Raw genomic sequence first — 20,410 nt, 5'->3', positions numbered from 1 at the left:
GCAACAGCATCCTGCATATGAAACGAGAACAACCTGCCCGTCCTCAGCCTGGTGGCAGGCGGCCACGAGGGCACCATGAGGCAGATCCTCTCGATGTCGCTATGATTTGATCTTCGCCGAATCGCGCGCGCCAGCATAAAGTTCCGTAGCCACGTCCGTGGGGAAAGCAATTCTTCTTATCCCGAACTAGGTGTGTCGCTCCGTGGGATGGTCATCGCCTCCTCCCTTCTTGCGAGGCCCGCGTCCCGGTGTTCCAAAAGGCGTCCGAGCGGAATGTCGCGAAGGACCGTCTGAATGGCCTTGATCAGCGCGGATCTCGAGCGCGCGTGCTGCTGCTCCGGAGCGCCGCTTTCGCCTGAAGCAGACATGCCGGTCGCCAGTACCGCCGCGAGGTCTTCGGCCATTTCGGGCCGGGCGACCAGCAAAGGAGCGAAGCTTGTCTGGTCTATTTCGTACACCACGACATGGGTCAACGCTCGCAATGTCGACGTCTCGCCAATGCCGGCCAGCAGACCTGTCTCGCCGAAGAAGTCGCCGGGCGCGAGACGACTGATATCCTGCATGCGGGTATCGTCGTCGCCCAGTTGCCGGGCGATGATGCCTGCTCGAACGATCATGAGCGACGGCAGCATCTCTCCCTCTCGTGCAATGATGTCGCCCTTTCGGTAGGTGCGAACCGAGGTCGTCGCGGCAAGGGCCTCCTGCTCGTCGTCCGTCAGCGTCGAAAAAATCGGTATGGCCCTTATAAGGTCAATCGGGGTGACGCTCGGCGGCCTCGCCGTCTCTTCAGTCGCCAGTTTGCTGACGGCGATCGACGACGGAGGTGCCGCAAGCAGCAGGCCGGTGGACTTGGCGTGGCGGTAGACGAGATCGAAGACTTCATTTCTCGCTGCTATTCGTCGGCCTACATTCTCGACATGAATAAGCAGATCGATCTCGATCGCCACGGCGTTCAAATCCCGAACAACCACCAAGGGCGCCGGTTCCTTCAAAATGGAGTTGCAGCTCAGCAAGGCTGTACGCATCACGTCCACCACGATGGCCGGCATTTTGGTGGGCGCGATTCTTATGGTGAAAGCGATTCCGTGGCTCTCGTCTGGTTTGCTCACATTGGTCAACCTAAGCTTGGCCAGAAAGCTGTTCGGAGGCGCAACGACGTTGTGGGCCCAGGTGAGCACCTGGGTCGATCTCCAGCTGGTTTCCACGACGCGGCCTTCGGTGCCGTCACTCAAGACGATCCAGTCCCCAAGCACATAGGGGCGGCCGAGGTTTAGTGCGACGCCTGAAAACACGTCGCTTAGCGTATTCTGCAGGGCCAGTCCCAGCATGATGGCAAAGACACCCAAGGTGGCGATGAGGGTTCCGACCGGCACGCCGAAGACGAAAGCGAGGACCGACAGCAGCATTCCAGCATAGACGACGCCGACGACGAGATCCTGCAAGAGCCGTGCCTCGCGTGGCTCCCCTCGAAGACCAGAAAGATGCGGACGAAACCGATCAGCGCCCATGCGAGATGAACCCACCACAGCGCTTTCGCCACCCCGAAGAGTATCGCTCGGGTGGTTGTCTCACCGCTCCGAGTTAGCTCGTACGGGACGACGGCCCCGTCCAGAAGTAGAACCGACATTGTAAGGAAGAACGCAATCTGAACGATCAGCCTTGCGTTGGAGAGACTCTGCGGAATGACGTACCAGACAACAATTCCGGCGACGCCCACCAGAGCCATGTAGAGAGGAGGAGCGATCCACCAGTTCATGACCAAAGCCTCAACCAATGCTTCCAATCCTGAACGCAACGAGGCCGCCTTGGGCCGCGTGCTCGATCACATGACAGGTGCAGTACTAGGACCCCGTGCGATCCGAGCTTTCTCGAGCAGAATCGGTGATCGCATCATTCTTCTCAACGATCCCCCGGCTATCGAGTGCGGCAAGCGCCGCTGCGTCTCGATCAAGCCTAGCATCGGCATGAAGGCCGCACGGTCTAGAGAATGACCGAGCGGCCCATAGTCATTTTTGGGCTAGCGCCCCCAAATACCCTGTCCGTATCTGTCGTTAGGCGTGACGGGCTTTCTTATCGTTTGACCGGCGTCATGTTTGGCATGTCCGTCGACCATCTCGATCGAGGAGGTATGCAACTTGTCGGCAGGAGTCGCCTTTTCTGACCCGTAGTGGTCGCTGCCGGCAAGAGCGGTTCCGACAGAAACGACAAGAGAGGCGGCAGCAAGTGCGATGAGCTTCATTCTTCTTCTCCAACGTTGGACACTGCGCCAGAATGATACGGAACAGGCCACAATCAGACGATCAGACGACCGAATGGTTGGACACATACAGAAGCATTGGATAGCACTGGCCGAAGACCAGGGAACGATCTCTCGGTTGATTGACCGCTTGCGTGTTCAACTGGCAGACCCTGGCAGCGCGACCGTGCAGATCAATGTAGGTCACGTTTTTTGAGTCGTGTACGGCGGGCAAGAGGGAGGCTCCCGACGGTTGTGCGCTATAGGATCAACATCATTAGACAGCCGATACTCTGGAACGAACGCCGGCCATCCGCGGCTACTAATCTTGACTGAATGCAAAAGTGCCGATTTCGGCGAAACGCAACAACGGTCGTCGCTCAAGTTCAGCGCTCGCGATGACTGGCTCGATTCGATGTCCTTGAAATGCGTAAAAAACGCTTCGAGGTTCTTCAAACTCGAGGGGGTTCGAGTCCATGTTGTGGGCAACTCTCAAAAAACATAGCGAAATCAATGGGTTACGTGGAAACTTTGGTGGGCCCGGAGGGACTCGAACCCCCAACCAAGCGGTTATGAGCCGCCGGCTCTAACCATTGAGCTACAGGCCCCACGCGGGCTGGATTAATGTTTTTTGCATCGCGGCACAAGGCTTTACCGGCGGGCTTTCGCAGATCGCCCAAATCAACCCATAATCGCGCTCTACGCGACCCCTGCGACCTGATCGCAGACCAAGGAGATTTTTATGACCAGACATCTTTTGCCCCTCGCGCTCGCCGCTGCAATCGCTTTTCCGGCGATGGCTGGAGCCACCGATCTGCCGACGCCGCCCCGCATCATCGTGTCCGGCGAAGGCGAAGCAACCGTGGCGCCCGATCTGGCGATCCTGACGCTCAGCGTCATGCGCGAAGCCAAGACGGCGCGCGCCGCACTCGACGCCAACAATGACGCTATGGCCGCCGTGATCGCCGCGATGAAGGCCGCCGGCATCAAGGATCGCGACCTGCAGACAGCGGGCATCCAGATTAACCCCCGCTACAACTACACCAACAAGCCGGACGGCGGCCAGGACGCCGAACTCATCGCCTACCAGGTGACCAACACGCTCTCGGTGCGGGTGCGAGACGTCGACAAGACAGGCGAGATCCTCGACAAGGCGGTGTCGCTCGGCGTCAACCAGGGCGGCGGCATTGCCTTCACCAACGACAATCCGGAGGCCACCGTCACCGAGGCGCGCAAGAAGGCGGTCGCCGACGCCGAGGCCAAGGCCAAGACGCTGGCCCAGGCGGCGGGTGTCAGTCTCGGCCGGGTGCTTGAGATCACGGATCAGAACATCAGGCCGGCGCCGATGCCGATCAACGCCAAGGCGTTCGACGCGGCGGCCGGCGCGGCTCCGGTGCAGGCCGGCGAGAATTCCTACAATGTCCAGGTCACCGTTACCTTCGAACTGAAGTAACCGGCTGAGTCGATGGCCGGTCCTGCCGGCCATCGGTCACCCCTTGGCACGCATGAAAAACCCCGCGGGATCGCTCCCGCGGGGTTTTTCGAGCCGCACCCGTCCGATAGACAGGGACCCTGCTACTCCAGGCTGATCTTCGCAGACCATCATGCCCCCAGACCGACCATCGCAGATGGCGTGTCCAGACCGATCATCGCAGATGGCGTGTCCAGACCGATCATCGCAGATGGCGTGTCCAGACCGATCATCGCAGATGGCGTGTCCAGACCGACCATCGCAGATGGCGTGTCCAGACCGACCATCTAGAGGATCTCCCGGCCAATCCTCGCAGAGGATTATGCCGCTGCTAATCCTCGCAGAGGATCATGCCGCTACCAATCTGCGGAAGATCATGTCTTCAGCGATAGATGACCGGGCAACCGCGTTCGTTGGCGAACACGACGACGATGCGGTCGCCGTACTGACGGCCCATCACCTTGACCACACGGCGGTTGACATCGACGATGCGGGCACGGTGCAGCCCCATGCGCTCGGCCTTGTCGAGGGCGCGGTCCGGCGAGCAGCCGCGGCGCCAATCGTCGCGGCGCCAATCGTCGCGGCGCTCGTCCCGGCGGTGGCGATAGCCGTCATCATCGCCGGTATAGACGCCGAAGCGCGGGTCGTTGTTGTTGCCGAAACCGAGATAAAGGCTGTCGGCGTGGGCGGGGATGGCCGCCAGGGTGCCGAGGCCGACCAGAGCCGAAAGCGCTGCCGTCTTGATGGTGGTATACATGGTTCTCTCTCCTTGTCGCGGGCTCGCGCCCGTCCTCGTGAAACCGATGGCGGGAGAATGCACTGGCCTGTCTGAACTATTTACGAACTCGCTGTTCATCCGCGGTTCATGTGAGGCGGCGGGCAAAGCGCCGGCCCCTCTGCGCGCGTCAGGGTTCGTCGTCGAGCATGTAGTCAAAATAGTCTTCCGGTTCGGCAAGGTCGGTCTCGCTCGCCTTGACCCGGCCGCGCATCGAGATGCCGGCCTCATGCACGGTTTCGGCACTGCCCGAGACCAACCGGTGCCACCAGTAAAGGTCGTGGCCCTCGGCCACCAGCCGGTAGGCGCAGGTGCTGGGTAGCCAACTGATGGTGCGCACATTCCGCGGCGTCAGGCCGACGCAATCGGGAACACGCGCCAGCCGGTTGGCATAGTCGGCACAGCGGCAGCTTTCGGCGTCGAACAGCCGGCAGCCGACGCTGGTCCAGTAGATTTCGCCGGTGTCCTCGTCCTCGAGCTTCGACAGGCAGCACTTGCCGCAGCCGTCGCAGAGCGATTCCCACTCGGTGGGGCTCATCGCTTCCAACGTCTTGGTTTTCCAGAACGGCGTTTCCATTTCCGGCATGTGGCCCCAGCCGCTGCCAAGGTCAAGCGCGACAACAGCCGGAATAGGGCGGAACCCGGCCGAATGACATGAAGTTGCCTTCAAAAGGCCGGCCAATAGCCCTGTACGCTCCCTAACCATGGGCAACTGGAACCAATTTCCTCAAAAGCGGTTTCGGCAAGGATGGGACCCCACAAGGAGAATTTCGATGAAACGCCAACCACGGATTCTGGCAGGCACAGCCCTTGGCCTGTTGATGGCATCCGCGCCGTTAGGCGCGTCCCCGCTTCAGGGGACAGCCGCGTTCGGCCCCATGCAAAGCGGGGGGGCACCGCTGATCATCCTGGCGCAGGACACGCCCACTGACCAGGGGCAGAGCGACGAGGAACAACTCCGCAAGAAGAAGCGCGAGCAGAAACAGCAGACGGAATCCGCCCCGGCCGCCCAGCAGCCCACCCCCGCGGCCGAGGAACAGCAGCCACGCAAGAAGAAGCGCGACCAGCAGCAGCAGGCCGAGCAGGCTCCCGCCGGCGAGGCGGCCCCCGCCACAGACGAGCAGCAGCCGCGCAGGAAGAAGCGCGACCAGCAGCAGCAGGCCGAGCAGGCTCCCGCCGGCGAGGCAGCGCCCGCCACAGACGAGCAGCAGCCGCGCAGGAAGAAGCGCGACCAGCAGCAGCAGACCGAGCAGGCTCCCGCCGGCCAGGCAGCGCCCGCCACTGACGAGCAGCAGCCGCGCAGGAAGAAGCGCGACCAGCAGCAGCAGACCGAGCAGGCTCCCGCCGGCGAGGCGGCCCCTGCCAAAGACAACCAGCCGACCAAGCCCGGCAGGAAACCCAAGCAGGATCAGCAGAAAGAGGCACCGGCCGCCGTGCCGGAGACCGCCCCGACGCCGAAGCAGGCTCCTGCCGGCGAAGCGGCGCCGAAGGTTGAACCGGCCCCCGCCGGCGAGCAGCCTCCCGCCCAAGGCGAACAGTCCCAGGACAAGACGAAGAAGCACGGCAGGAAACCGGCTGGCGAACAGCCTACGACCGGCGAGCAGCCTGCGAACGGCGAGCAGCCGCAGACGGGCAAACAGCCCGCCACCGGCGAACAGCCGGCGACCGGAGAGCAGCCCGCTACCGGTCGACAAGCCGCGCCTGTCCAGGGCGAAAACCCGGTTCAGGGCGAAGCACCCGCCGACAAGAACGCCGCCCCTATCCTCGACAGCCAGAAGGATGCCAGGCGCAAGGGTCGCGTCGAGAATGGCCAGGGTGGCCGGACGCCCGCCAACCAGCCCGCCAACCAGAATGGGGAAGAGCAGAATGGTGGGCAGCAGAATGGTGGCCAAAATGCCCAGCAGGGCGGTGAGCAGGGCCGCAAGCCGGTAGTGGCCCCGGTGGATCAGGGCCCGCCTCCAACCGACGATAGGGCCGCCCAGGAGGCGATCAGGCCCGAAAAGATCGTGCCGGTCACTCAGGAGCAGGGCAAGCGCCTCGAGCGCGCGCCTGACGAGGACATTCGTGAGCGCCGCCGGCCCAAGGGCGTTGACGTGCTCAAGGAGATCGGTGACCGGGTCATCGTCCAGTTCAACAACCAGACGTTCGTCCAGAGCAATGACCGCCCGCGCCTGACCCGCGGCGCCAAGGATGTCTACTACGAGGACCTGCCGCAGGGCCGCACACGCGAGACGGTCGAGCGCGACAATGGCTTCCGGATCGTTACCATCCGCAACCGCTACGGCGACATCCTGCAGCGGTCGCGCATCGCCCCCGACGGTCGCGAATATGTGCTGAGCTATGTCGACGAGCGCAGCTACCAGGACGAAGAGGACTGGCGCGATCCCGGCGATGACCTGCCGCCTATGCGGCTGACCATCCCGCGCCGGGATTATATTCTCGATTCCGAGGATGTCGAAAGCGACGACGACTACTATACCTTCCTCGAACAGCCGCCGGTGGAGAAGGTGCAGCGCCTCTATTCGATCAACGAGGTCAAACGTTCGGCCCGCGTGCGTGACATTGCCCGGCGCATCGACCTCGATACGCTGAACTTCGAATTCGGCTCCTCTTCGATCTCCGACACCGAGGTGCAGAAGCTCCAGGGTGTCGCCGACGCCATGGAGAAGCTGTTGAAGAAGAACCCGGCGGAGACCTTCCTGATCGAAGGCCATACCGACGCCGTCGGAACGCCGGAGGCGAACCTTGCCTTGTCTGATCGCCGTGCCGAAGCGGTTGCGGAAGCGCTGACCAATGCCTTCGGCATCCCGGCCGAGAACCTGACGACACAGGGCTATGGCGAGGAGTATCTGAAGGTCGACACCTCGGCGCCCAACCGCGAGAACCGGCGTGTCGCCATCCGCCGCATCACCCCTCTGGTGGCGCCGGTGGCGAGCAACAATTGACCGGCCTTTCCAGCGGCTTGCAGTAATTTCTGGAATCAGGCCGGCAACAAGGTCCCATCCCGGTCAACCGGGATGGGCTGGAACCATGGGCAGCAGGACCGGGTCAACAAGAATTGTACAGCCATTAGAGCCAACTCATTGAATAACTGGGCTTCCCACCCCAGATTCTTCTCTGGGCGTTCCCTGCCCCGTCCCGACTCCAGCGGGACGCAATGAGCCCCGCCGGCCCTCACCGGCGGGGTTTTTTGTTTCATATCCATCTTGCAAATGCTGGCCTGGTGGCCGGAATACGCTCTCAATGCCGACCAGAGAACAACCGGAACTGTCCATGAAGCGGAGCCGGCAGGCGGATAAGGGCAGCGCCAGTGGCGGGTAACGCTCCCTAATAGATGCTTTTGACGTTCGTATCGGAATTGGCAAACACCTCGTCGGGAACAAAAAAATCTCCCGCCAACGGCCCGGTCGCGCCTGGCGCATGGACCGAGAAATCGCTGACGCCCTCGGCGCGCAGCACCTCCTCGTCGATGTAGAAATTGCCCGTCGCCTCGCGCGACGGCCGCATGAAGATCGCATGCGCGGCATCGGCCATGATGTCTGGCGACCGGCTCATCGCCGCCACCGTCGCCCCACCCAGCAGATTGCGCACCGCCGCCGTGTCGATGGTCGAGATCGGCCACAGCGAATTGACGGCGATGCCGTCCTTGGCGAATTCCGCGCTCATGCCCAGCGTGCACATCGACATGCCGAACTTGGCCATGGTGTAGGCGACGTGGTTCTTGAACCATTTGGCCTTCATGTCGAGCGGCGGCGCCAGATTCAGGATGTGAGGGTTTTTAGCCAACTTCAGGTGCGGGATGCACATTTTGGAGACGAGGAAGGTGCCGCGCGTGTTGATCTGATGCATCAGGTCGTAGCGCTTCATGTCGGTTTCCAGCGTGCCGGTAAGCTGGATGGCGCTGGCATTGTTGACGCAGATATCGATGCCGCCGAATTTCTCGACGGTCCTGGCGACCGCCTCGGCGACCTGCCCTTCCTCGCGGATGTCGCACAGCATCGGCAGCGCCTTGCCGCCCGCCTGCTCGATCTCTTGCGCCGCGCTGTAGATCGTGCCCGGCAGCTTGGGATGCGGCTCTGCGGTCTTGGCCGCGATCGTCACATTGGCGCCGTCACGCGCGGCGCGCAGCGCGATCGCCAGCCCGATGCCGCGCGACCCGCCGGAGATGAACAGCGTCTTTCCCTTGAGCGACATTTTTCCTCCGCGTCCTCATACTTCTTTGTACGATCCTTGCCCGCGCAGCAGGGGGATACAAGAGCTTGTGACGGCAAGCCATGGTGACGCTGCGGAGGCTGGCTGGCCGAGTGCCTGAAACATGTTGGATTGCCCCGGAGTCTGGTGTATATTCTATACAGATAGGTAGAATATAGAATGGCACTCTCGATCAAGAACATGGAAGTCGAGCAATTGGCGCGTGAACTCGCCCGCCGCCGCCGCGTGTCCGTGACAGAGGCGATCCGTCAAAGCCTTGAGCGCGAGGTTGCGCGCGAACGGTTGGTGCCTCGTGATGAAGCAAGCGACCTATTTCAACGGTTGATGGCAATTTCCGATAGCGCCGGAAAAATCCCCAAGCGCGAAAATGCGATGGCTGACGACGAAATCCTCGGTTACGACGAATTCGGAATCCCGACGAAATGATCATCGATTCCTCGGCCTTGGTCGCCATTTTGCGTGTCGAGCCGGGCTTCGAACGTTTCGTGCTCGCGATCACGCAAGCCAAGAGACGGTTGCTGGCAGCGCCAACCTTTCTTGAAACCACCATGGTGCTCGCGGGCGGCCGGCAGGATGAAATCCTGGATCGCCTCGACCGCTTCCTGCGCACCGCCTCGATCGAGACAACCGACTTCACCGCCGACCATGCAGCTGTCGCCCGGCAAGCCTTTCTGCGTTACGGCAAGGGCCGGCACCCGGCGGCGCTGAACTTCGGCGACTGCATCGCCTACGCCACGGCCCGGCTCGAAGCCATGCCGCTGCTCTTCAAAGGTGATGATTTCCGCCTGACCGATATCGAAGCGGCGGTCTGATCGATGTCAGACCAGCACCAGCCCCTGTCGCATGGCAATGGCGATGGCGTCCGTACGATTGGCGGCGCCGAGCTTGATCAGGATCGCGGCGACGTGGAACTTCGCCGTATGCACGGAAATGTTGAGCCGCCGCGCGATCACCTTGTTGGGCGCGCCTTCGGCGAGCAGCGCCAGCACTTCCGCCTCGCGTGGCGACAGCGCCGGCCGGGCGGCGTGCTCGTCCAGAACTTCATCCTCGAACGGCTCGCCATCGCCGGCGTGGAAATCCTCACGGCGTCCGGGCGCGCGGCCATTGCCCGATATGCTGTAGCCAGCGGCGGCCAACCGCGCCGCCGCGGCGATCAGCAGGTCGTCCGCGCCGGCGGGCATGACGGCAGACACTTCGCCGGCAGGCCGCTCGCCGCCGGCGCGCGCCGATAGCAGCACCCGTGGCACCGAGGCCGGCACGGCATCACCGCTCCTGTCGTCGACGATCGCGACATCGGCCCTGCCGCCGCCAACGACCACCGGCAACAGGTCATCGCTGGCGGCAAGCGAGGCGGCCAGGCGCTCGGCGCGCCCGGCATCGCCAAGCGCGATCAGCACCACCAGCCGCCGCGAAGCCGCACTGTCGGTCCCGATCCGGTCGCTGGCGAGTGCTTCCATCATTCCTCTCAGCTCAGCGGCTTTTCGCCGATGATCAGCACGACGTCGCGCTGTTCGCCGCCCCGCACGACACCCAACGTCACCGAAGCACCGGCACTCTCAGGCCCGAGCCGGCGGATCAGGTCGCGCGGGCCATGCACGGCCTCGCCGTTCCACGCCACGATGATGTCGCCGAGTGAGAGGCCGGCGGCCTTGGCCGGGCCATTGTCGTCGAGGCTCATCACCATTGCGCCATGTGCGTCCCGATCACGCACCGAATGCAGGCCAGCGCCGAGATAGCCGCGTGCGACATGGCCCTTTTCGCGCAGCGTCGCCACCGCGCGTTCGATCGTCTCGTAGGGCATGACCAGCGCACGGCCGCGCGGCCCGAACAACAGCATGCCGATCAGCGCGCCCTTGGCGTCGAGCACCGGGCCGCCCTCGAAGCGGCCGCCGGCGCCGACGGCCAGGTTGACGCGCCGGTCGATGGTGCCGCCGCGCATCGAGCGCCAGGCCGGCCCGACTTCGCCGACCGAGCCGGACACGGCCAGTGCTGAACCCTGGCTGCTGCCGATGGCAATGGCGATGTTGCCTGGCCGAACGGCATCGGCCCTGGCAAGGACAGGCGCGGTCGCCGCATCGGCGGGCTTCAGCAGGGCGACGCCCGTCGAAGGATCGCGGCCGACCAGTTCGGCCTCAACCGTCGCGCCGGAGGCCAGCGTCAGTTCGATCTCCTCGCCGGCCTCGACGGCCTCCTCGGCGGTGACGAAATAGCCGTCGCGCCAATGGAAGGCGCTGGCCGTGCGGTGATGATGGGTGGCGAAGCTCGCCGTCACCGGCGCGGCTTTCGCTGCCAGATCGGCGATGGCGTCTGAAAACGCGCTCAAATTGAAGTCGCTCATAAGGGTCTCCTGGGTTTCTTGCATGTCCCAGATATCGCTCGACGGCGCGCTTGCGGGTACTCGCCTGACGGCTAGTTGCGGGTTTGACTGGCCATCTGGTCAGGTCGCGGCGGTTCGGGCCGCTCCGCACATATAGTGCGTGTCGCGCAAAAGTGCTCACCGGTTTTGGGACAACGACACGCATGTAACAAACGCATCGTTGTGCCTGAAAACACGGAGCCCACTCATGGCCCTCGCCGCCCCCAAAATCCAATCCGATGACACCTTGCTCGACGCCTATTCCGAAACAGTAGCGGACGCTGTCGATCGCATCGGCCCGGCCGTCTGCCGCATCGAGCGCATCGGCGGCCCGGGCGGCCATGGGTCGGGCTTCGTCATCGCGCCGGATGGGCTGGTCGTCACCAATTTCCATGTCGTGGGTGACGCCAGAACAGTGCGCGTCTCGATGCCGGACGGCGCCTCCAGCGAGGGCCGCGTGCTCGGCCGCGATCCCGACACCGACATCGCCTTGGTGCGCGCCGATGGCAGCTTCGCCGATGTGGCGCCGCTCGGCGATTCCAAGCGGCTGCGGCGCGGCCAGATCGCGATTGCCATCGGCAATCCGCTGGGCTTCGAATGGACGGTCACCTCGGGCGTGGTCTCCGCGCTCGGCCGCTCGATGCGCGCCTCGACCGGCAGGCTGATCGACGACGTCATCCAGACCGACGCCGCGCTCAACCCCGGCAATTCCGGTGGGCCGCTGGTGTCGTCGGCGGGCGAAGTGATCGGCGTCAACACCGCCATGATCCACGGCGCGCAAGGCATTGCCTTCGCCGTCGCCTCCAACACCGCCAGGTTCGTCATTTCCGAGATCATCCGCTTCGGCCGCGTGCGCCGCGCCTTCATCGGCGTCTCCGCCGACACCGTAAACCTGCCGCGCCGCGCGGCGTTGCTGTCGCAGGTTTCGACCAGCACGGCCGTGCGGCTGCGCAGCGTCGAGAAGGACGGCCCGGCGGCCAAGGCAGGTCTCAAGGAAGGCGACATCATCGCCGCCATCGACGGGCGCCCGGTGACGGGCGTCGACGATCTCGTGCGCATGCTCGACGCCGAGCGCATCGGCCGCGAGACGCTGTGCACCGTGGTACGCCGCACCGGCGTCAGCCAGGTGGCGGTGACGCCGGTGGCAAGGGCTGGTTGAGGCTGCCGCTCACACCCCCGCCGCGCCTTCGGCATACTGCGCCAGGAACTCCTCGCTGGGCGGGATCGGCTTGATGACGTCGATCAGCACGCCGTTGGGATCCTTGGTGATGAAGTGGCGCTGGCCGAAGGGCTCGTCGCGCAGCGTGCGCAGGATCGGCAGGCCGGCGGCGGTGATCCGTTCGTAGACTGCGTCAGGATCGCGGACCTCGAAATTGATCAGCAGGCCCGAGGTGCGCCCCCGCCCCTCCTCAGGGATCGTCTCGTGGTCGCCCTGGACGATGCCTAGGTTGACCCTGCGTTTGTCCACCGATTGGAGGTGCACGTACCAGTCGCTCGTAAACAGCGGCTGGAAGCCGAAATGCTCGACATAAAAGGCGGCCGTGCCGGCGACATCGCCGGTCATCAGCACCGGGTAGTAGCTCGTCGTCTTCATCTTTCCTTCTCCCGTCAATTGACATACAGTCTGCATGTAAATCGAATTAACATACAGGCTGCATGTATGCAACAGGAATCCGGGCGCCGCTCGAACCGCGACCGCACCGAGGCGACACGCGCCGACCTGATCGCGGCGGCGCGTAAACTGTTTACGGAAAAGTCCTATGCCGAGACCGGCACGCCGGAGATCGTTGCCGCCGCAGGCGTGACGCGCGGCGCGCTCTATCACCACTTTGCCGACAAGCAGGCACTTTTCGCCGCCGTGGTTGAACAGGAAGCGGCGGCTGTGGCGCGGGAAATTGACCGCGCCTCCCCGCCTTCGCTCAGCGCCCGCGATGCGCTGATTGCCGGTTCCGATGCCTATCTCATGGCCATGCGCGCGCCCGGCCGCACGCGGCTCTTGCTGCTCGACGGCCCGGCCGTGCTCGGCCGCACCGCCATGGACGCGATCGATAGTCGCCATGGCAACCGCTCGCTTCGTGAAGGCCTTGTCGCCGCCATGCGGGCACGATCGATGACAAAGCTGCCGGCGGAGGCGCTGACGGCGCTGCTCGGTTCTGCTTTCGACCGCGCTGCGCTCGCCATCGAGGCGGGCGCATCAGCCGAGGACTACCGCGCCGTCCTGACGGCGCTGATAGACGGATTGTCCCGCGCCTGATGCAGGTCGCCCAAAGGTGGCCCACGCTACTCAACTGTCCGTCCAGCGCCGGAACAACGCACTGGCGTTTACGCCTCCAAAGCCGAAGCCATTGGAGATCGCGTAGTCCGTCTCCATTGGCCGGGCGTGGTTTGCGATGAAGTCGATCCCGTCGCCGGCCGGATCGGGGGCGCTCAAATTCAGGGTCGGCGGTGCGACCTGGTCCCTGAGCGCCAGGATCGTGAAGATCGCCGCAAGCCCACCGGCGGCTCCGAGCAGGTGCCCGGTCGCCGACTTCGTTCCGCTGACGGCGATGCTGAAATCCGCGCCAAAGATCCTTTTGATCGCCTCTATTTCCCCCGCATCGCCGACCGGCGTGGAGGTCGCATGCGCATTGAGGTGGCGGACCTCACGCGGCGAAATACCGGCTTGGGTGATCGCGATCTCCATGGCCCGCCGCGCACCGTCGCCATCCTCGGGGCCGGAGGTGATGTGATAAGCGTCCGCCGTCGTGCCGTAGCCGACGAGCTCGGCGAGCGGCTTGGCGCCGCGCGCAAGCGCGTGGCTCAATGCCTCGATGACCAGGATTCCGGCTCCTTCGCCCATGACGAAGCCGTCACGCAGCATGTCGAAGGGACGGGAGGCCTGATCGGGACGGTGATTGAAGGAGGTCGAAAGGGAGCGTGCGGCGGCAAAGCCGCCGAGGCTGACCGCATTCATGCAGGCTTCCGTTCCACCGCACACCGCGATGTCGGCTTCATTGGAGCGGATGAGACGCGCCGCATCGCCGATCGCCTGGATGCCGGCCGCGCACGCCGTCACCGGAGCGCCGAGCGGGCCTTTAAACCCATATCGGATCGAAATCTGTCCCGCCGCCATGTTCACCAGGAACGATGGCACCGTGAACGGCGAGAGACGCCGAACACCGCGCTGATCGACGGTTCGCACGGCTTCGGTTATCGCGGGAAATCCTCCGACACCCGAAGCGATGATCGTCGCGGTGCGGGCCCTGTCGTCGTCCGAGACCGGCTTCCACCTCGCCTGGGCCAGCGCCTCTTCCGCCGCTGCCAATGCGAAGAGAATGAAGCGGTCCGCCCTGCGCTGTTCCTTCGGAACCAGGACGGTGTCTGGATCGAAGCCGGCCTCGGGGTCCTCCTGCAAGGAGGGAACAATTCCGCCGACTTTCGCCGGCAGGTCTCCCACCATTTCAGCCGGCAGGCTCCGAATGCCCGAGCGGCCAGCCAGGAGCCGCGACCAGGAAGTCGCCGCGTTGGCTCCGAGGGGGCTAACTGCTCCCATGCCTGTAATGACGATACGACGCATGTCTGCTCCAGCTTCTGTTTGATCCGTTCGCGCGGCGGCGCCGTGCCGACGCTCGATCGCGATCGCTTCTATTCCCGCGCGGCCGCAATTCGCCTGACTTCGTCGGCGGCGGCATCGAGAAAACGTTGCGACATCTCTTCATCGCTAAGGATACGGGAGATCGTCACGGCCCCCACCATCAGCGACAGCATCGCCATGGCCTTGCGATGGATTTTTGGACCTTCTGCCGCCGGCATCAATTCGTCGATAACCTCAAGGTGAGCTGCGATCCCATCCTGGAAGGGGCCCCTCACTTCCTCGCTTTGACGCGCCGCGTCCGAACCAAGCGCCACGATCGGACAACCGTCGCTCTTCTCTTCGCGATGTCCAGGCGAAAGGTAGAGCCCGATAACGGCTTCAAGGGGATCAGGGCTCCCGGCAGCAACAGCCGACCATCTGCGGGTTGCGTGCTCCATCGCTCGCCGCGATGCCTGCGCCGCCAAGTCCTCCTTGGATTCGAACTGCTTGTAGAAGGCGCCTTGGGTCAGCCCGGCACCCTTCATCAGATCCTTCAGCCCGATGCCGTCAAAGCCGTGCTCTCGAAATAGACGGCTTGCCGCGTTGATCACCGCTTCGCGATTTGCTTCCGCCTGCGTGCGATTGACTCGCATGTCGACCTCAATTAGATTTTGTCCAACATCTATAACAGGGATAGAGTTCTATTGCAATCTAACCTGAATCTGTCCCACTCCGCGGTGGGGAATGAGATGGCGACGCAACCGGAACCCTCCAATCTCGTTATGGCAGGGCATCCTCAAGGCTCACATTCGGGACCGACACATGAAAAAGACCTATGAAAAACCGACGCTACGCAAGCACGGGAAATTGACCGCCCGCACCGCGCAGATCGTGGTTTCCGGGGTGACGATAATCCAGTGATTTCTCGGATGCCCGGGTCAGGTGCCGGAGCCGGACACGCCATGGGTCTCCGGCTCCTCTTCGGGCACCTCGCCCGGCTCGAACTCGTTGAAGCAGCCTAGCCCGCGCTTGAACCGGTCGATCAACCAGGCGGCCGCCGGCTTCGGGCTGCGATCGTTGCGGTGCATGGCGAACAATGGCGAACTCACCTCCTTGTAGGGTTCGAGATCAAGCTCCACCAGGCGGCCGCTGGCCAGATCGTCGGCGATCAACCAGCGCGGCAGCCCACCCCAGCCCAGCCCCTCGCGCATCAGTATGTGCTTGGTGCGCACGTCGGTCAGGCGCCAGGTGCGGTAGGCGAAGACGCCGTAATCACGTCCCTTGGTGCGCTCCGACTGATCGGTGACGACAAGCTGCGTGTGCTCGCGCACATCCTCGAGCGCCACCGGCTTCGGCAGCTGTGCCAGCGGATGGCTGGGTGCGGCCGCCGGCACCAGCGACATGAAGCCGATGCGCACGAGATGCACGTCGACATCGCCCAGCAAGCCTCCAATGCCCAGATCGGCCTGTCCGTTGACGACAAGATCGGGGATGAGACCGAGCGTGCCGATATGCAGGCGCAGCATCACGGTCGGAAACCGCGCCTCGAATGCCTGGAGCACCCGCACCAGTACGGGGGAAGGCAATGCCACGTCCACCGCCAGCGCCACCTCGGCCTCCAGCCCGTGATGGTGCCCGTCGACGCGCGAGCGCATCCGCTGCAGCACGCCAATCATGCGCCGCGCGTCTTCCAGCATCGCCCGGCCGATCTCGGTCAGTTGCGGCTCGCGCGTGCCCTCGCGCTCGAACAGCTTCAGCCCGAGCTGCGCCTCGAGATTGGCGATGCCATAACTGATGACGGATTGTGCCCGGTTGAGCTTGCGACCGGCGGCCGAGAAACTGCCGGTGTCGGCAACCGCGACAAGGATCTGGAGCTGGTCGAGGGTCGGGTTCGGCTGCATCGTTGTGTATCTACTTTATAGATGGATCGTATAGAAAATATACCAGTTTATCGGATGGATCGATAGCCCATATATGTCGGGACAATTCATTCAACTGGAGAGACCCGCCATGTCCATTCTTCTTGTTACCTCGAGCCCCCGCGGCGCTGCCTCGCACTCGACCCGCATCGCCACCGAGTTCGCTCAGAAGCTTCTCGCCGCCGACCCATCGAATACGCTGGTCGTGCGCGATCTCGTCGCCAACCCGCTGCCGCACATCGATGCCGACTATGCGACCGGCATCTACACGCCGGCCGATGCCCGCACCCCGCGCCAGGCCGAGGTGGTGGGCGTTTCAGACGCGGTGCTGGACGAACTGTTTGCTGCCGACACGGTGATCCTCGCCACCGGCTTCATTAATTTCAACATCTCCTCGACCCTGAAGTCCTGGGTCGACCACATCGCCCGCTCCGGCCGGAGCTTTGCCTATGGCGAGAATGGTCCCAAGGGCCTCGTCACCGGCAAGAAGGTCTATATCGTGCTGGCTTCGGGCGGCATCTATTCCGAGGGCGCGGCCGTGCAGTTCGATCACGCCATTCCCTATCTGCGCGGCGTGCTCGGCTTCCTCGGCATGACCGATGTCGATGTCATCCGCATCGAAGGCGTCGGCATGGGCCCGGACGCGGTCACTGCGGCGCTCGCCAAGGCGACCGCCAAGGTCGACGCCGTCGTGGCCAGCCAGCAGGCTGCTGCTGCCGCGTAAGGCTCTCGATCATCTGAACTCGAAAGGCAGGCGTTCGCGCCTGCCTTTTCGTTTCAGCCGATCAGATGCCGCAAGAGGCCGGCCGAAGCGACCCCGATCAGCACGGTCGGCAGCATGGAAAGCCGCGTTGCCGCCGCCAGCGTGACGGCCAATGCCGCAAGATCAGCCGGATTCGGCGACACGAAGGCCGGCGCGATGACAGAGATCAGCACGCAGCCGGGCGCTGCCTCCATCACCGCCGTGGCGCGGGTGCCGAGCACGCGGTTGCGCAGCACGACATAGCCGCCGATCCGCGTCAGATAGGTGACGCCGGCCATCAGCACGATGGTGAGAAGGGTTGTCATGTCGATCATGCATCACCTGCCAGCAACCAGGCCGCGACCAGCCCCGACACAGCACCCGCCGCGACATACCAGGCGCCGGGAACGAAGAGATAGACAAGCGCAGCGACTGCCAGGCTGACGAGCCACGGTCGCGCGGCGGCAAAGCCTTTCCACATGCCGCGCATCAGCACCAGGAAGACGGCCGGAAACGCCATACCGAAACCATAGGTCTCGACATCGCCCAGCATCGGGCCGAGCAAGGCGCCGAGCGTCGTGAAGGCTACCCAGGTGAGATACATCGCCAGCGCCGCGCCCATATAATAGCGCGGGCTGAAGGCCGGGCCGATGCCCGCGGCGGCACGCTGTTTGGCATCGGCCAGTCCAAGTGCCCAGCTTTCGTCGCACATGAAGAACAGCGCCGGGAAAACCTTGCGCCGCGGTAGCTCGCGCAGGAACGGCGCGAGCGCCGCCCCCATCAGCAGATGACGGCTGTTGACCAGGAAGGTGATGGCGACAATGAGCAGGATGTGCGGCGGCGACGTCCACAACTGGATCGCCGCGAATTCCGAACCGCCGGCGAAGTTCAGGCCGGTCATCAGGGATAACTCGACCGTGCTCAGCCCCTTCTGCGTGGCCTGGGCGCCAAGCACGAGCGCGTAGGGAATGGTGCCGAACAGCACCGGCGCGCAGGACATCACACCACGGCGGAACTCGGATTCCGAACCATTGCCGGCTGCCTCGACTGCCTGTGAAACGCTCATGGTCTGCCATAGGCCGGCCTCGCAGCCGCCCTGCCCTGCGTTTGGAAATTTCGTGATGTCAGGGGCGAAACATACCTACACCTCCCGGCAATTTGGTTGCGAAGATTGTTGTCTTTCGCCAAATTTTGGCATTGAATGTCACATATCCGCAGGAAAATGGAATTCGACGCCATGAAGCTCGACGACATCGACAAGCGCATCCTGCGGGCACTGCAGCGCGACGGTCGCATGGCCAACAATGATCTGGCCAATGAGGTCGGCCTGTCGCCCTCGCCTTGCCTGCGGCGCGTCAAGCTCCTGGAGGAAGCCGGCGTCATCGACCGCTATGTCGCCGTGCTCAATCCAGCCAGCATCGACAAGGGCCTCACTTTCTTCACCCGGATCTGGCTGAAGACGCAGGACGAGGACACGATCGAGCACTTCGCCACCGAGGTGGCCAAGCTGCCGCAAGTGATGGAATGCTATCTCATGCTAGGCGACTGCGACGCCCTGGTGCGCGTGGTGGCGGCTGATATCAACGACTATCGCCGTTTCCAGTCGGAGCATCTGAGCCGCATCAAGGGCGTGCAGAACGTCAAGACCGACGTTCCCAGCTGGACGATCAAGTACACATCGGAACTGCCGATCTGAGCCTTTGAAATGTCTCTCAGCGCATTTGACGAGGGCGCAGGCCATCGCCTGGCCCTATAAGAATTTCCATCTGGAATGTCGATCCGAGCACGCCTCGAACGTCCTTGGGACGCAACCGGAATTGCCGGGCGGCGTCGAAAGATCGATCCTGTTCCCGGCTGGGAGAAGAAACATGAATCGTTCCTACCGTTGGGTCATCGTCGCGGCTGGCGCGCTGATGTCCTGTGTCGCCATCGGCACGATGTTTTCGCTGGCGATTTTCCTCGAGCCAATGGCGATCGATACCAACTGGTCGCGCGCGGGCATTTCGAGCGCCATGACGCTCAACTTCCTGGTGATGGGCCTCGGCGGCTTCGCCTGGGGCGCTCTGTCCGACCGGTTCGGCGCCCGCATCGTCGTCACGATCGGCGCCGTGCTGCTCGGGCTGGCGCTGGTGCTGGCAAGCCGCGCCGGGTCGCTTCTCACCTTCCAGATCACCTATGGCGTGCTCGTCGGGCTCGCGGCAAGCGCCTTTTTCGCACCGATGATCGCGCTGACATCAGGCTGGTTCGACACCAATCGCGGGCTAGCGGTATCGCTGGTCTCGGCCGGCATGGGCGTGGCGCCGATGACGATCTCGCCTTTCGCGCGCTGGCTGATCTCGGCCTATGAATGGCGCGCCGCCATGTTCGACATCGGCCTCCTGGCCTGGGTGCTCCTGCTGCCCGCCGTCCTTCTGGTGCGCCAGCCGCCGAAACCCGCCGCCTCCGGTGCGGCCGCGGCACCAGTCGCCGAAGGCGCCGGCCTGACGGTCGGGCAGGCGCTGCGCTCGCCCCAATTCATCGTGCTGGGGCTAACCTTCTTCGCCTGTTGCGCGGCCCATTCCGGCCCGATCTTCCACATGGTCAGCTACGCCATGCTGTGCGGCGTCGCCCCGATGGCCGCGGTCTCGATCTACAGTGTCGAGGGTCTGGCTGGCCTCGGCGGCCGGCTGCTCTACGGCGTGCTGGCCGACAGGCTGGGCGTCAAGCCGGTGCTGATCGTGGGGCTGGCGATCCAGGCGATCGTCATTGCCGCCTATCTCTCGATCAGCCAGCTCGACCAGTTCTATATGCTGGCCGTCATCTTCGGCGCCACCTATGGCGGCGTCATGCCCCTCTACGCCGTGCTGGCGCGCGAATATTTCGGCCAGCGCATTCTCGGCACCGTATTCGGCGCCACCACCATGCTCTCCAGCCTCGGCATGGCGCTGGGGCCGCTTGCCGGCGGCATGATCTTCGACGCCTATGCCAGCTACCATTGGCTGTTCATCGGCTCGGCTCTCATCGGCCTGGGTGCCGCGGGCATAGCCATCGCCTTCCCGCCGCTGCCACGCACGGCGTTGCAGACGGCATAGTGCATGTCGCCCGGAAGTCTCCTCGGTTCCGGGATAACGACACGCATAAAATCAGGAGACACGGCCGGACGGCAA

24 protein-coding genes, 1 tRNA gene and 1 pseudogene are annotated in these 20,410 nt (G+C 63.8%); 11 read left to right on the top strand and 15 right to left on the bottom strand.

Features of this window, described 5'->3' with window-relative positions; genetic code table 11:
• Window positions 1-176: 176 nt before the first annotated feature.
• Window positions 177-1,756 (bottom strand): annotated as a pseudogene (locus FJ492_RS17630) (mechanosensitive ion channel family protein).
• Here FJ492_RS17630 and FJ492_RS17625 point away from each other — a divergent pair.
• Window positions 1,755-1,991 (top strand): hypothetical protein, encoded by a 237-nt coding sequence (locus tag FJ492_RS17625; RefSeq protein WP_140510864.1) that lies wholly within the window; start codon window positions 1,755-1,757, stop codon window positions 1,989-1,991. The pseudogene FJ492_RS17630 and the gene FJ492_RS17625 sit on opposite strands and share 2 nt — an antisense overlap.
• 26 nt (window positions 1,992-2,017) lie before the next feature.
• Here the strand turns inward: FJ492_RS17625 and FJ492_RS17620 are convergent, their stop codons facing one another.
• Complete coding sequence (locus FJ492_RS17620; RefSeq protein ID WP_140510862.1) at window positions 2,018-2,239, bottom strand: DUF680 domain-containing protein; 222 nt, start codon at window positions 2,237-2,239, stop codon at window positions 2,018-2,020.
• A gap of 529 nt (window positions 2,240-2,768) precedes the next feature.
• A tRNA-Ile gene (locus FJ492_RS17615) sits at window positions 2,769-2,844 on the bottom strand.
• 134 nt (window positions 2,845-2,978) lie between these two features.
• Between FJ492_RS17615 and FJ492_RS17610 the strand changes: the two genes are divergently transcribed.
• Window positions 2,979-3,689 carry an SIMPL domain-containing protein gene (locus FJ492_RS17610; RefSeq protein WP_140752120.1) on the top strand — a complete coding sequence of 237 codons (711 nt, stop codon included), beginning with the start codon at window positions 2,979-2,981 and terminating at the stop codon, window positions 3,687-3,689.
• Between the two features lie 149 nt (window positions 3,690-3,838).
• On the opposite strand, the gene FJ492_RS28780 is transcribed toward FJ492_RS17610, so the two are convergent.
• The 3 genes from FJ492_RS28780 to FJ492_RS17600 all read right to left on the bottom strand — a co-directional run bounded on the left by FJ492_RS28780 (window position 3,839) and on the right by FJ492_RS17600 (window position 5,059).
• Entirely contained in the window at window positions 3,839-3,994 is a 156-nt protein-coding gene (locus FJ492_RS28780) for a hypothetical protein (protein WP_181166673.1), read from the bottom strand.
• Between the two features lie 95 nt (window positions 3,995-4,089).
• A complete protein-coding gene (locus tag FJ492_RS17605; RefSeq protein WP_140505183.1) occupies window positions 4,090-4,464 on the bottom strand; it encodes a hypothetical protein in 375 nt (124 codons plus the stop codon).
• Window positions 4,465-4,612: 148 nt separating this feature from the next.
• Entirely contained in the window at window positions 4,613-5,059 is a 447-nt protein-coding gene (locus tag FJ492_RS17600; RefSeq protein WP_140771325.1) for a YcgN family cysteine cluster protein, read from the bottom strand.
• Between the two features lie 196 nt (window positions 5,060-5,255).
• Between FJ492_RS17600 and FJ492_RS17595 the strand changes: the two genes are divergently transcribed.
• On the top strand, window positions 5,256-7,427 hold the full coding sequence (locus FJ492_RS17595) for an OmpA family protein (RefSeq protein WP_140771203.1): 2,172 nt from the start codon (window positions 5,256-5,258) through the stop codon (window positions 7,425-7,427).
• Window positions 7,428-7,809: 382 nt separating this feature from the next.
• On the opposite strand, the gene FJ492_RS17590 is transcribed toward FJ492_RS17595, so the two are convergent.
• A complete protein-coding gene (locus FJ492_RS17590) occupies window positions 7,810-8,676 on the bottom strand; it encodes an NAD(P)-dependent oxidoreductase (RefSeq protein ID WP_140771199.1) in 867 nt (288 codons plus the stop codon).
• Between the two features lie 177 nt (window positions 8,677-8,853).
• Here FJ492_RS17590 and FJ492_RS17585 point away from each other — a divergent pair, with 177 nt between their 5' ends.
• Both FJ492_RS17585 and FJ492_RS17580 read left to right on the top strand, forming a co-directional pair.
• Window positions 8,854-9,120 (top strand): type II toxin-antitoxin system VapB family antitoxin, encoded by a 267-nt coding sequence (locus FJ492_RS17585; protein ID WP_140771197.1) that lies wholly within the window; start codon window positions 8,854-8,856, stop codon window positions 9,118-9,120.
• Between the two features lie 17 nt (window positions 9,121-9,137).
• Window positions 9,138-9,506 carry a type II toxin-antitoxin system VapC family toxin gene (locus tag FJ492_RS17580; RefSeq protein WP_246676051.1) on the top strand — a complete coding sequence of 123 codons (369 nt, stop codon included), beginning with the start codon at window positions 9,138-9,140 and terminating at the stop codon, window positions 9,504-9,506.
• Between the two features lie 6 nt (window positions 9,507-9,512).
• On the opposite strand, the gene FJ492_RS17575 is transcribed toward FJ492_RS17580, so the two are convergent.
• Entirely contained in the window at window positions 9,513-10,151 is a 639-nt protein-coding gene (locus FJ492_RS17575) for a helix-turn-helix transcriptional regulator (protein ID WP_140752138.1), read from the bottom strand.
• A gap of 8 nt (window positions 10,152-10,159) precedes the next feature.
• Window positions 10,160-11,032, bottom strand: coding sequence for a S1C family serine protease (locus tag FJ492_RS17570; RefSeq protein WP_140771195.1), 873 nt, complete (start codon window positions 11,030-11,032; stop codon window positions 10,160-10,162).
• 226 nt (window positions 11,033-11,258) lie between these two features.
• Here FJ492_RS17570 and FJ492_RS17565 point away from each other — a divergent pair, with 226 nt between their 5' ends.
• On the top strand, window positions 11,259-12,209 hold the full coding sequence (locus FJ492_RS17565) for a trypsin-like peptidase domain-containing protein (protein ID WP_027145790.1): 951 nt from the start codon (window positions 11,259-11,261) through the stop codon (window positions 12,207-12,209).
• A 9-nt stretch (window positions 12,210-12,218) separates the two neighbouring features.
• On the opposite strand, the gene FJ492_RS17560 is transcribed toward FJ492_RS17565, so the two are convergent.
• Complete coding sequence (locus FJ492_RS17560; protein WP_140505170.1) at window positions 12,219-12,644, bottom strand: VOC family protein; 426 nt, start codon at window positions 12,642-12,644, stop codon at window positions 12,219-12,221.
• Between the two features lie 66 nt (window positions 12,645-12,710).
• Here FJ492_RS17560 and FJ492_RS17555 point away from each other — a divergent pair, with 66 nt between their 5' ends.
• Window positions 12,711-13,304 (top strand): TetR/AcrR family transcriptional regulator, encoded by a 594-nt coding sequence (locus FJ492_RS17555; RefSeq protein WP_140717268.1) that lies wholly within the window; start codon window positions 12,711-12,713, stop codon window positions 13,302-13,304.
• A 30-nt stretch (window positions 13,305-13,334) separates the two neighbouring features.
• On the opposite strand, the gene fabF is transcribed toward FJ492_RS17555, so the two are convergent.
• Both fabF and FJ492_RS17545 read right to left on the bottom strand, forming a co-directional pair.
• On the bottom strand, window positions 13,335-14,606 hold the full coding sequence (gene fabF, locus FJ492_RS17550) for a beta-ketoacyl-ACP synthase II (protein ID WP_140771193.1): 1,272 nt from the start codon (window positions 14,604-14,606) through the stop codon (window positions 13,335-13,337).
• 68 nt (window positions 14,607-14,674) lie between these two features.
• Window positions 14,675-15,256: a TetR/AcrR family transcriptional regulator gene (locus FJ492_RS17545; RefSeq protein WP_140771191.1), complete on the bottom strand. Its 582-nt coding sequence runs from the start codon at window positions 15,254-15,256 to the stop codon at window positions 14,675-14,677.
• A gap of 169 nt (window positions 15,257-15,425) precedes the next feature.
• Here FJ492_RS17545 and FJ492_RS28980 point away from each other — a divergent pair, with 169 nt between their 5' ends.
• On the top strand, window positions 15,426-15,524 hold the full coding sequence (locus tag FJ492_RS28980; RefSeq protein WP_198028830.1) for a putative RiPP precursor: 99 nt from the start codon (window positions 15,426-15,428) through the stop codon (window positions 15,522-15,524).
• 17 nt (window positions 15,525-15,541) lie between these two features.
• Here the strand turns inward: FJ492_RS28980 and FJ492_RS17540 are convergent, their stop codons facing one another.
• Window positions 15,542-16,504: a LysR family transcriptional regulator gene (locus tag FJ492_RS17540; protein WP_140505163.1), complete on the bottom strand. Its 963-nt coding sequence runs from the start codon at window positions 16,502-16,504 to the stop codon at window positions 15,542-15,544.
• A gap of 109 nt (window positions 16,505-16,613) precedes the next feature.
• Here FJ492_RS17540 and FJ492_RS17535 point away from each other — a divergent pair, with 109 nt between their 5' ends.
• Entirely contained in the window at window positions 16,614-17,246 is a 633-nt protein-coding gene (locus tag FJ492_RS17535) for an FMN-dependent NADH-azoreductase (protein WP_140505161.1), read from the top strand.
• Between the two features lie 53 nt (window positions 17,247-17,299).
• Here the strand turns inward: FJ492_RS17535 and FJ492_RS17530 are convergent, their stop codons facing one another.
• Entirely contained in the window at window positions 17,300-17,599 is a 300-nt protein-coding gene (locus FJ492_RS17530) for an AzlD family protein (RefSeq protein WP_140771189.1), read from the bottom strand.
• Window positions 17,596-18,330, bottom strand: coding sequence for an AzlC family ABC transporter permease (locus FJ492_RS17525; protein WP_140771186.1), 735 nt, complete (start codon window positions 18,328-18,330; stop codon window positions 17,596-17,598). The genes FJ492_RS17530 and FJ492_RS17525 overlap by 4 nt, the downstream gene beginning before the upstream one ends.
• Window positions 18,331-18,501: 171 nt before the next feature.
• Between FJ492_RS17525 and FJ492_RS17520 the strand changes: the two genes are divergently transcribed.
• Together FJ492_RS17520 and FJ492_RS17515 are read left to right on the top strand one after the other, a co-directional pair.
• Window positions 18,502-18,960, top strand: a complete 459-nt coding sequence (locus tag FJ492_RS17520; RefSeq protein ID WP_140505199.1) for an Lrp/AsnC family transcriptional regulator — start codon at window positions 18,502-18,504, stop codon at window positions 18,958-18,960.
• 172 nt (window positions 18,961-19,132) lie between these two features.
• Window positions 19,133-20,335: an MFS transporter gene (locus FJ492_RS17515; protein ID WP_140771184.1), complete on the top strand. Its 1,203-nt coding sequence runs from the start codon at window positions 19,133-19,135 to the stop codon at window positions 20,333-20,335.
• The last annotated feature ends 75 nt before the right edge of the window (window positions 20,336-20,410 follow it).

Origin of the sequence: Mesorhizobium sp. B2-5-4, assembly GCF_006441095.1 — a bacterium.
Lineage (GTDB): Bacteria > Pseudomonadota > Alphaproteobacteria > Rhizobiales > Rhizobiaceae > Mesorhizobium > Mesorhizobium salmacidum.
This window is presented reverse-complemented; position numbering and strand designations above follow the sequence as displayed.

Excerpts from the sequence above, each read along its gene's own strand:
- FJ492_RS17625 (WP_140510864.1), top strand. The coding sequence starts at position 1,755 with ATGACCAAAGCCTCAACCAATGCTTCCAATCCTGAACGCAACGAGGCC.
- FJ492_RS17620 (WP_140510862.1), bottom strand. The coding sequence starts at position 2,239 with ATGAAGCTCATCGCACTTGCTGCCGCCTCTCTTGTCGTTTCTGTCGGA.
- FJ492_RS17610 (WP_140752120.1), top strand. The coding sequence starts at position 2,979 with ATGACCAGACATCTTTTGCCCCTCGCGCTCGCCGCTGCAATCGCTTTT.
- FJ492_RS28780 (WP_181166673.1), bottom strand. The coding sequence starts at position 3,994 with ATGGTCGGTCTGGACACGCCATCTGCGATGGTCGGTCTGGACACGCCA.
- FJ492_RS17605 (WP_140505183.1), bottom strand. The coding sequence starts at position 4,464 with ATGTATACCACCATCAAGACGGCAGCGCTTTCGGCTCTGGTCGGCCTC.
- FJ492_RS17600 (WP_140771325.1), bottom strand. The coding sequence starts at position 5,059 with ATGGAAACGCCGTTCTGGAAAACCAAGACGTTGGAAGCGATGAGCCCC.
- FJ492_RS17595 (WP_140771203.1), top strand. The coding sequence starts at position 5,256 with ATGAAACGCCAACCACGGATTCTGGCAGGCACAGCCCTTGGCCTGTTG.
- FJ492_RS17590 (WP_140771199.1), bottom strand. The coding sequence starts at position 8,676 with ATGTCGCTCAAGGGAAAGACGCTGTTCATCTCCGGCGGGTCGCGCGGC.
- FJ492_RS17585 (WP_140771197.1), top strand. The coding sequence starts at position 8,854 with ATGGCACTCTCGATCAAGAACATGGAAGTCGAGCAATTGGCGCGTGAA.
- FJ492_RS17575 (WP_140752138.1), bottom strand. The coding sequence starts at position 10,151 with ATGGAAGCACTCGCCAGCGACCGGATCGGGACCGACAGTGCGGCTTCG.
- FJ492_RS17570 (WP_140771195.1), bottom strand. The coding sequence starts at position 11,032 with ATGAGCGACTTCAATTTGAGCGCGTTTTCAGACGCCATCGCCGATCTG.
- FJ492_RS17565 (WP_027145790.1), top strand. The coding sequence starts at position 11,259 with ATGGCCCTCGCCGCCCCCAAAATCCAATCCGATGACACCTTGCTCGAC.
- FJ492_RS17560 (WP_140505170.1), bottom strand. The coding sequence starts at position 12,644 with ATGAAGACGACGAGCTACTACCCGGTGCTGATGACCGGCGATGTCGCC.
- FJ492_RS17555 (WP_140717268.1), top strand. The coding sequence starts at position 12,711 with ATGCAACAGGAATCCGGGCGCCGCTCGAACCGCGACCGCACCGAGGCG.
- fabF (WP_140771193.1), bottom strand. The coding sequence starts at position 14,606 with ATGCGTCGTATCGTCATTACAGGCATGGGAGCAGTTAGCCCCCTCGGA.
- FJ492_RS17545 (WP_140771191.1), bottom strand. The coding sequence starts at position 15,256 with ATGCGAGTCAATCGCACGCAGGCGGAAGCAAATCGCGAAGCGGTGATC.
- FJ492_RS28980 (WP_198028830.1), top strand. The coding sequence starts at position 15,426 with ATGAAAAAGACCTATGAAAAACCGACGCTACGCAAGCACGGGAAATTG.
- FJ492_RS17540 (WP_140505163.1), bottom strand. The coding sequence starts at position 16,504 with ATGCAGCCGAACCCGACCCTCGACCAGCTCCAGATCCTTGTCGCGGTT.
- FJ492_RS17535 (WP_140505161.1), top strand. The coding sequence starts at position 16,614 with ATGTCCATTCTTCTTGTTACCTCGAGCCCCCGCGGCGCTGCCTCGCAC.
- FJ492_RS17530 (WP_140771189.1), bottom strand. The coding sequence starts at position 17,599 with ATGATCGACATGACAACCCTTCTCACCATCGTGCTGATGGCCGGCGTC.
- FJ492_RS17525 (WP_140771186.1), bottom strand. The coding sequence starts at position 18,330 with ATGAGCGTTTCACAGGCAGTCGAGGCAGCCGGCAATGGTTCGGAATCC.
- FJ492_RS17520 (WP_140505199.1), top strand. The coding sequence starts at position 18,502 with ATGAAGCTCGACGACATCGACAAGCGCATCCTGCGGGCACTGCAGCGC.
- FJ492_RS17515 (WP_140771184.1), top strand. The coding sequence starts at position 19,133 with ATGAATCGTTCCTACCGTTGGGTCATCGTCGCGGCTGGCGCGCTGATG.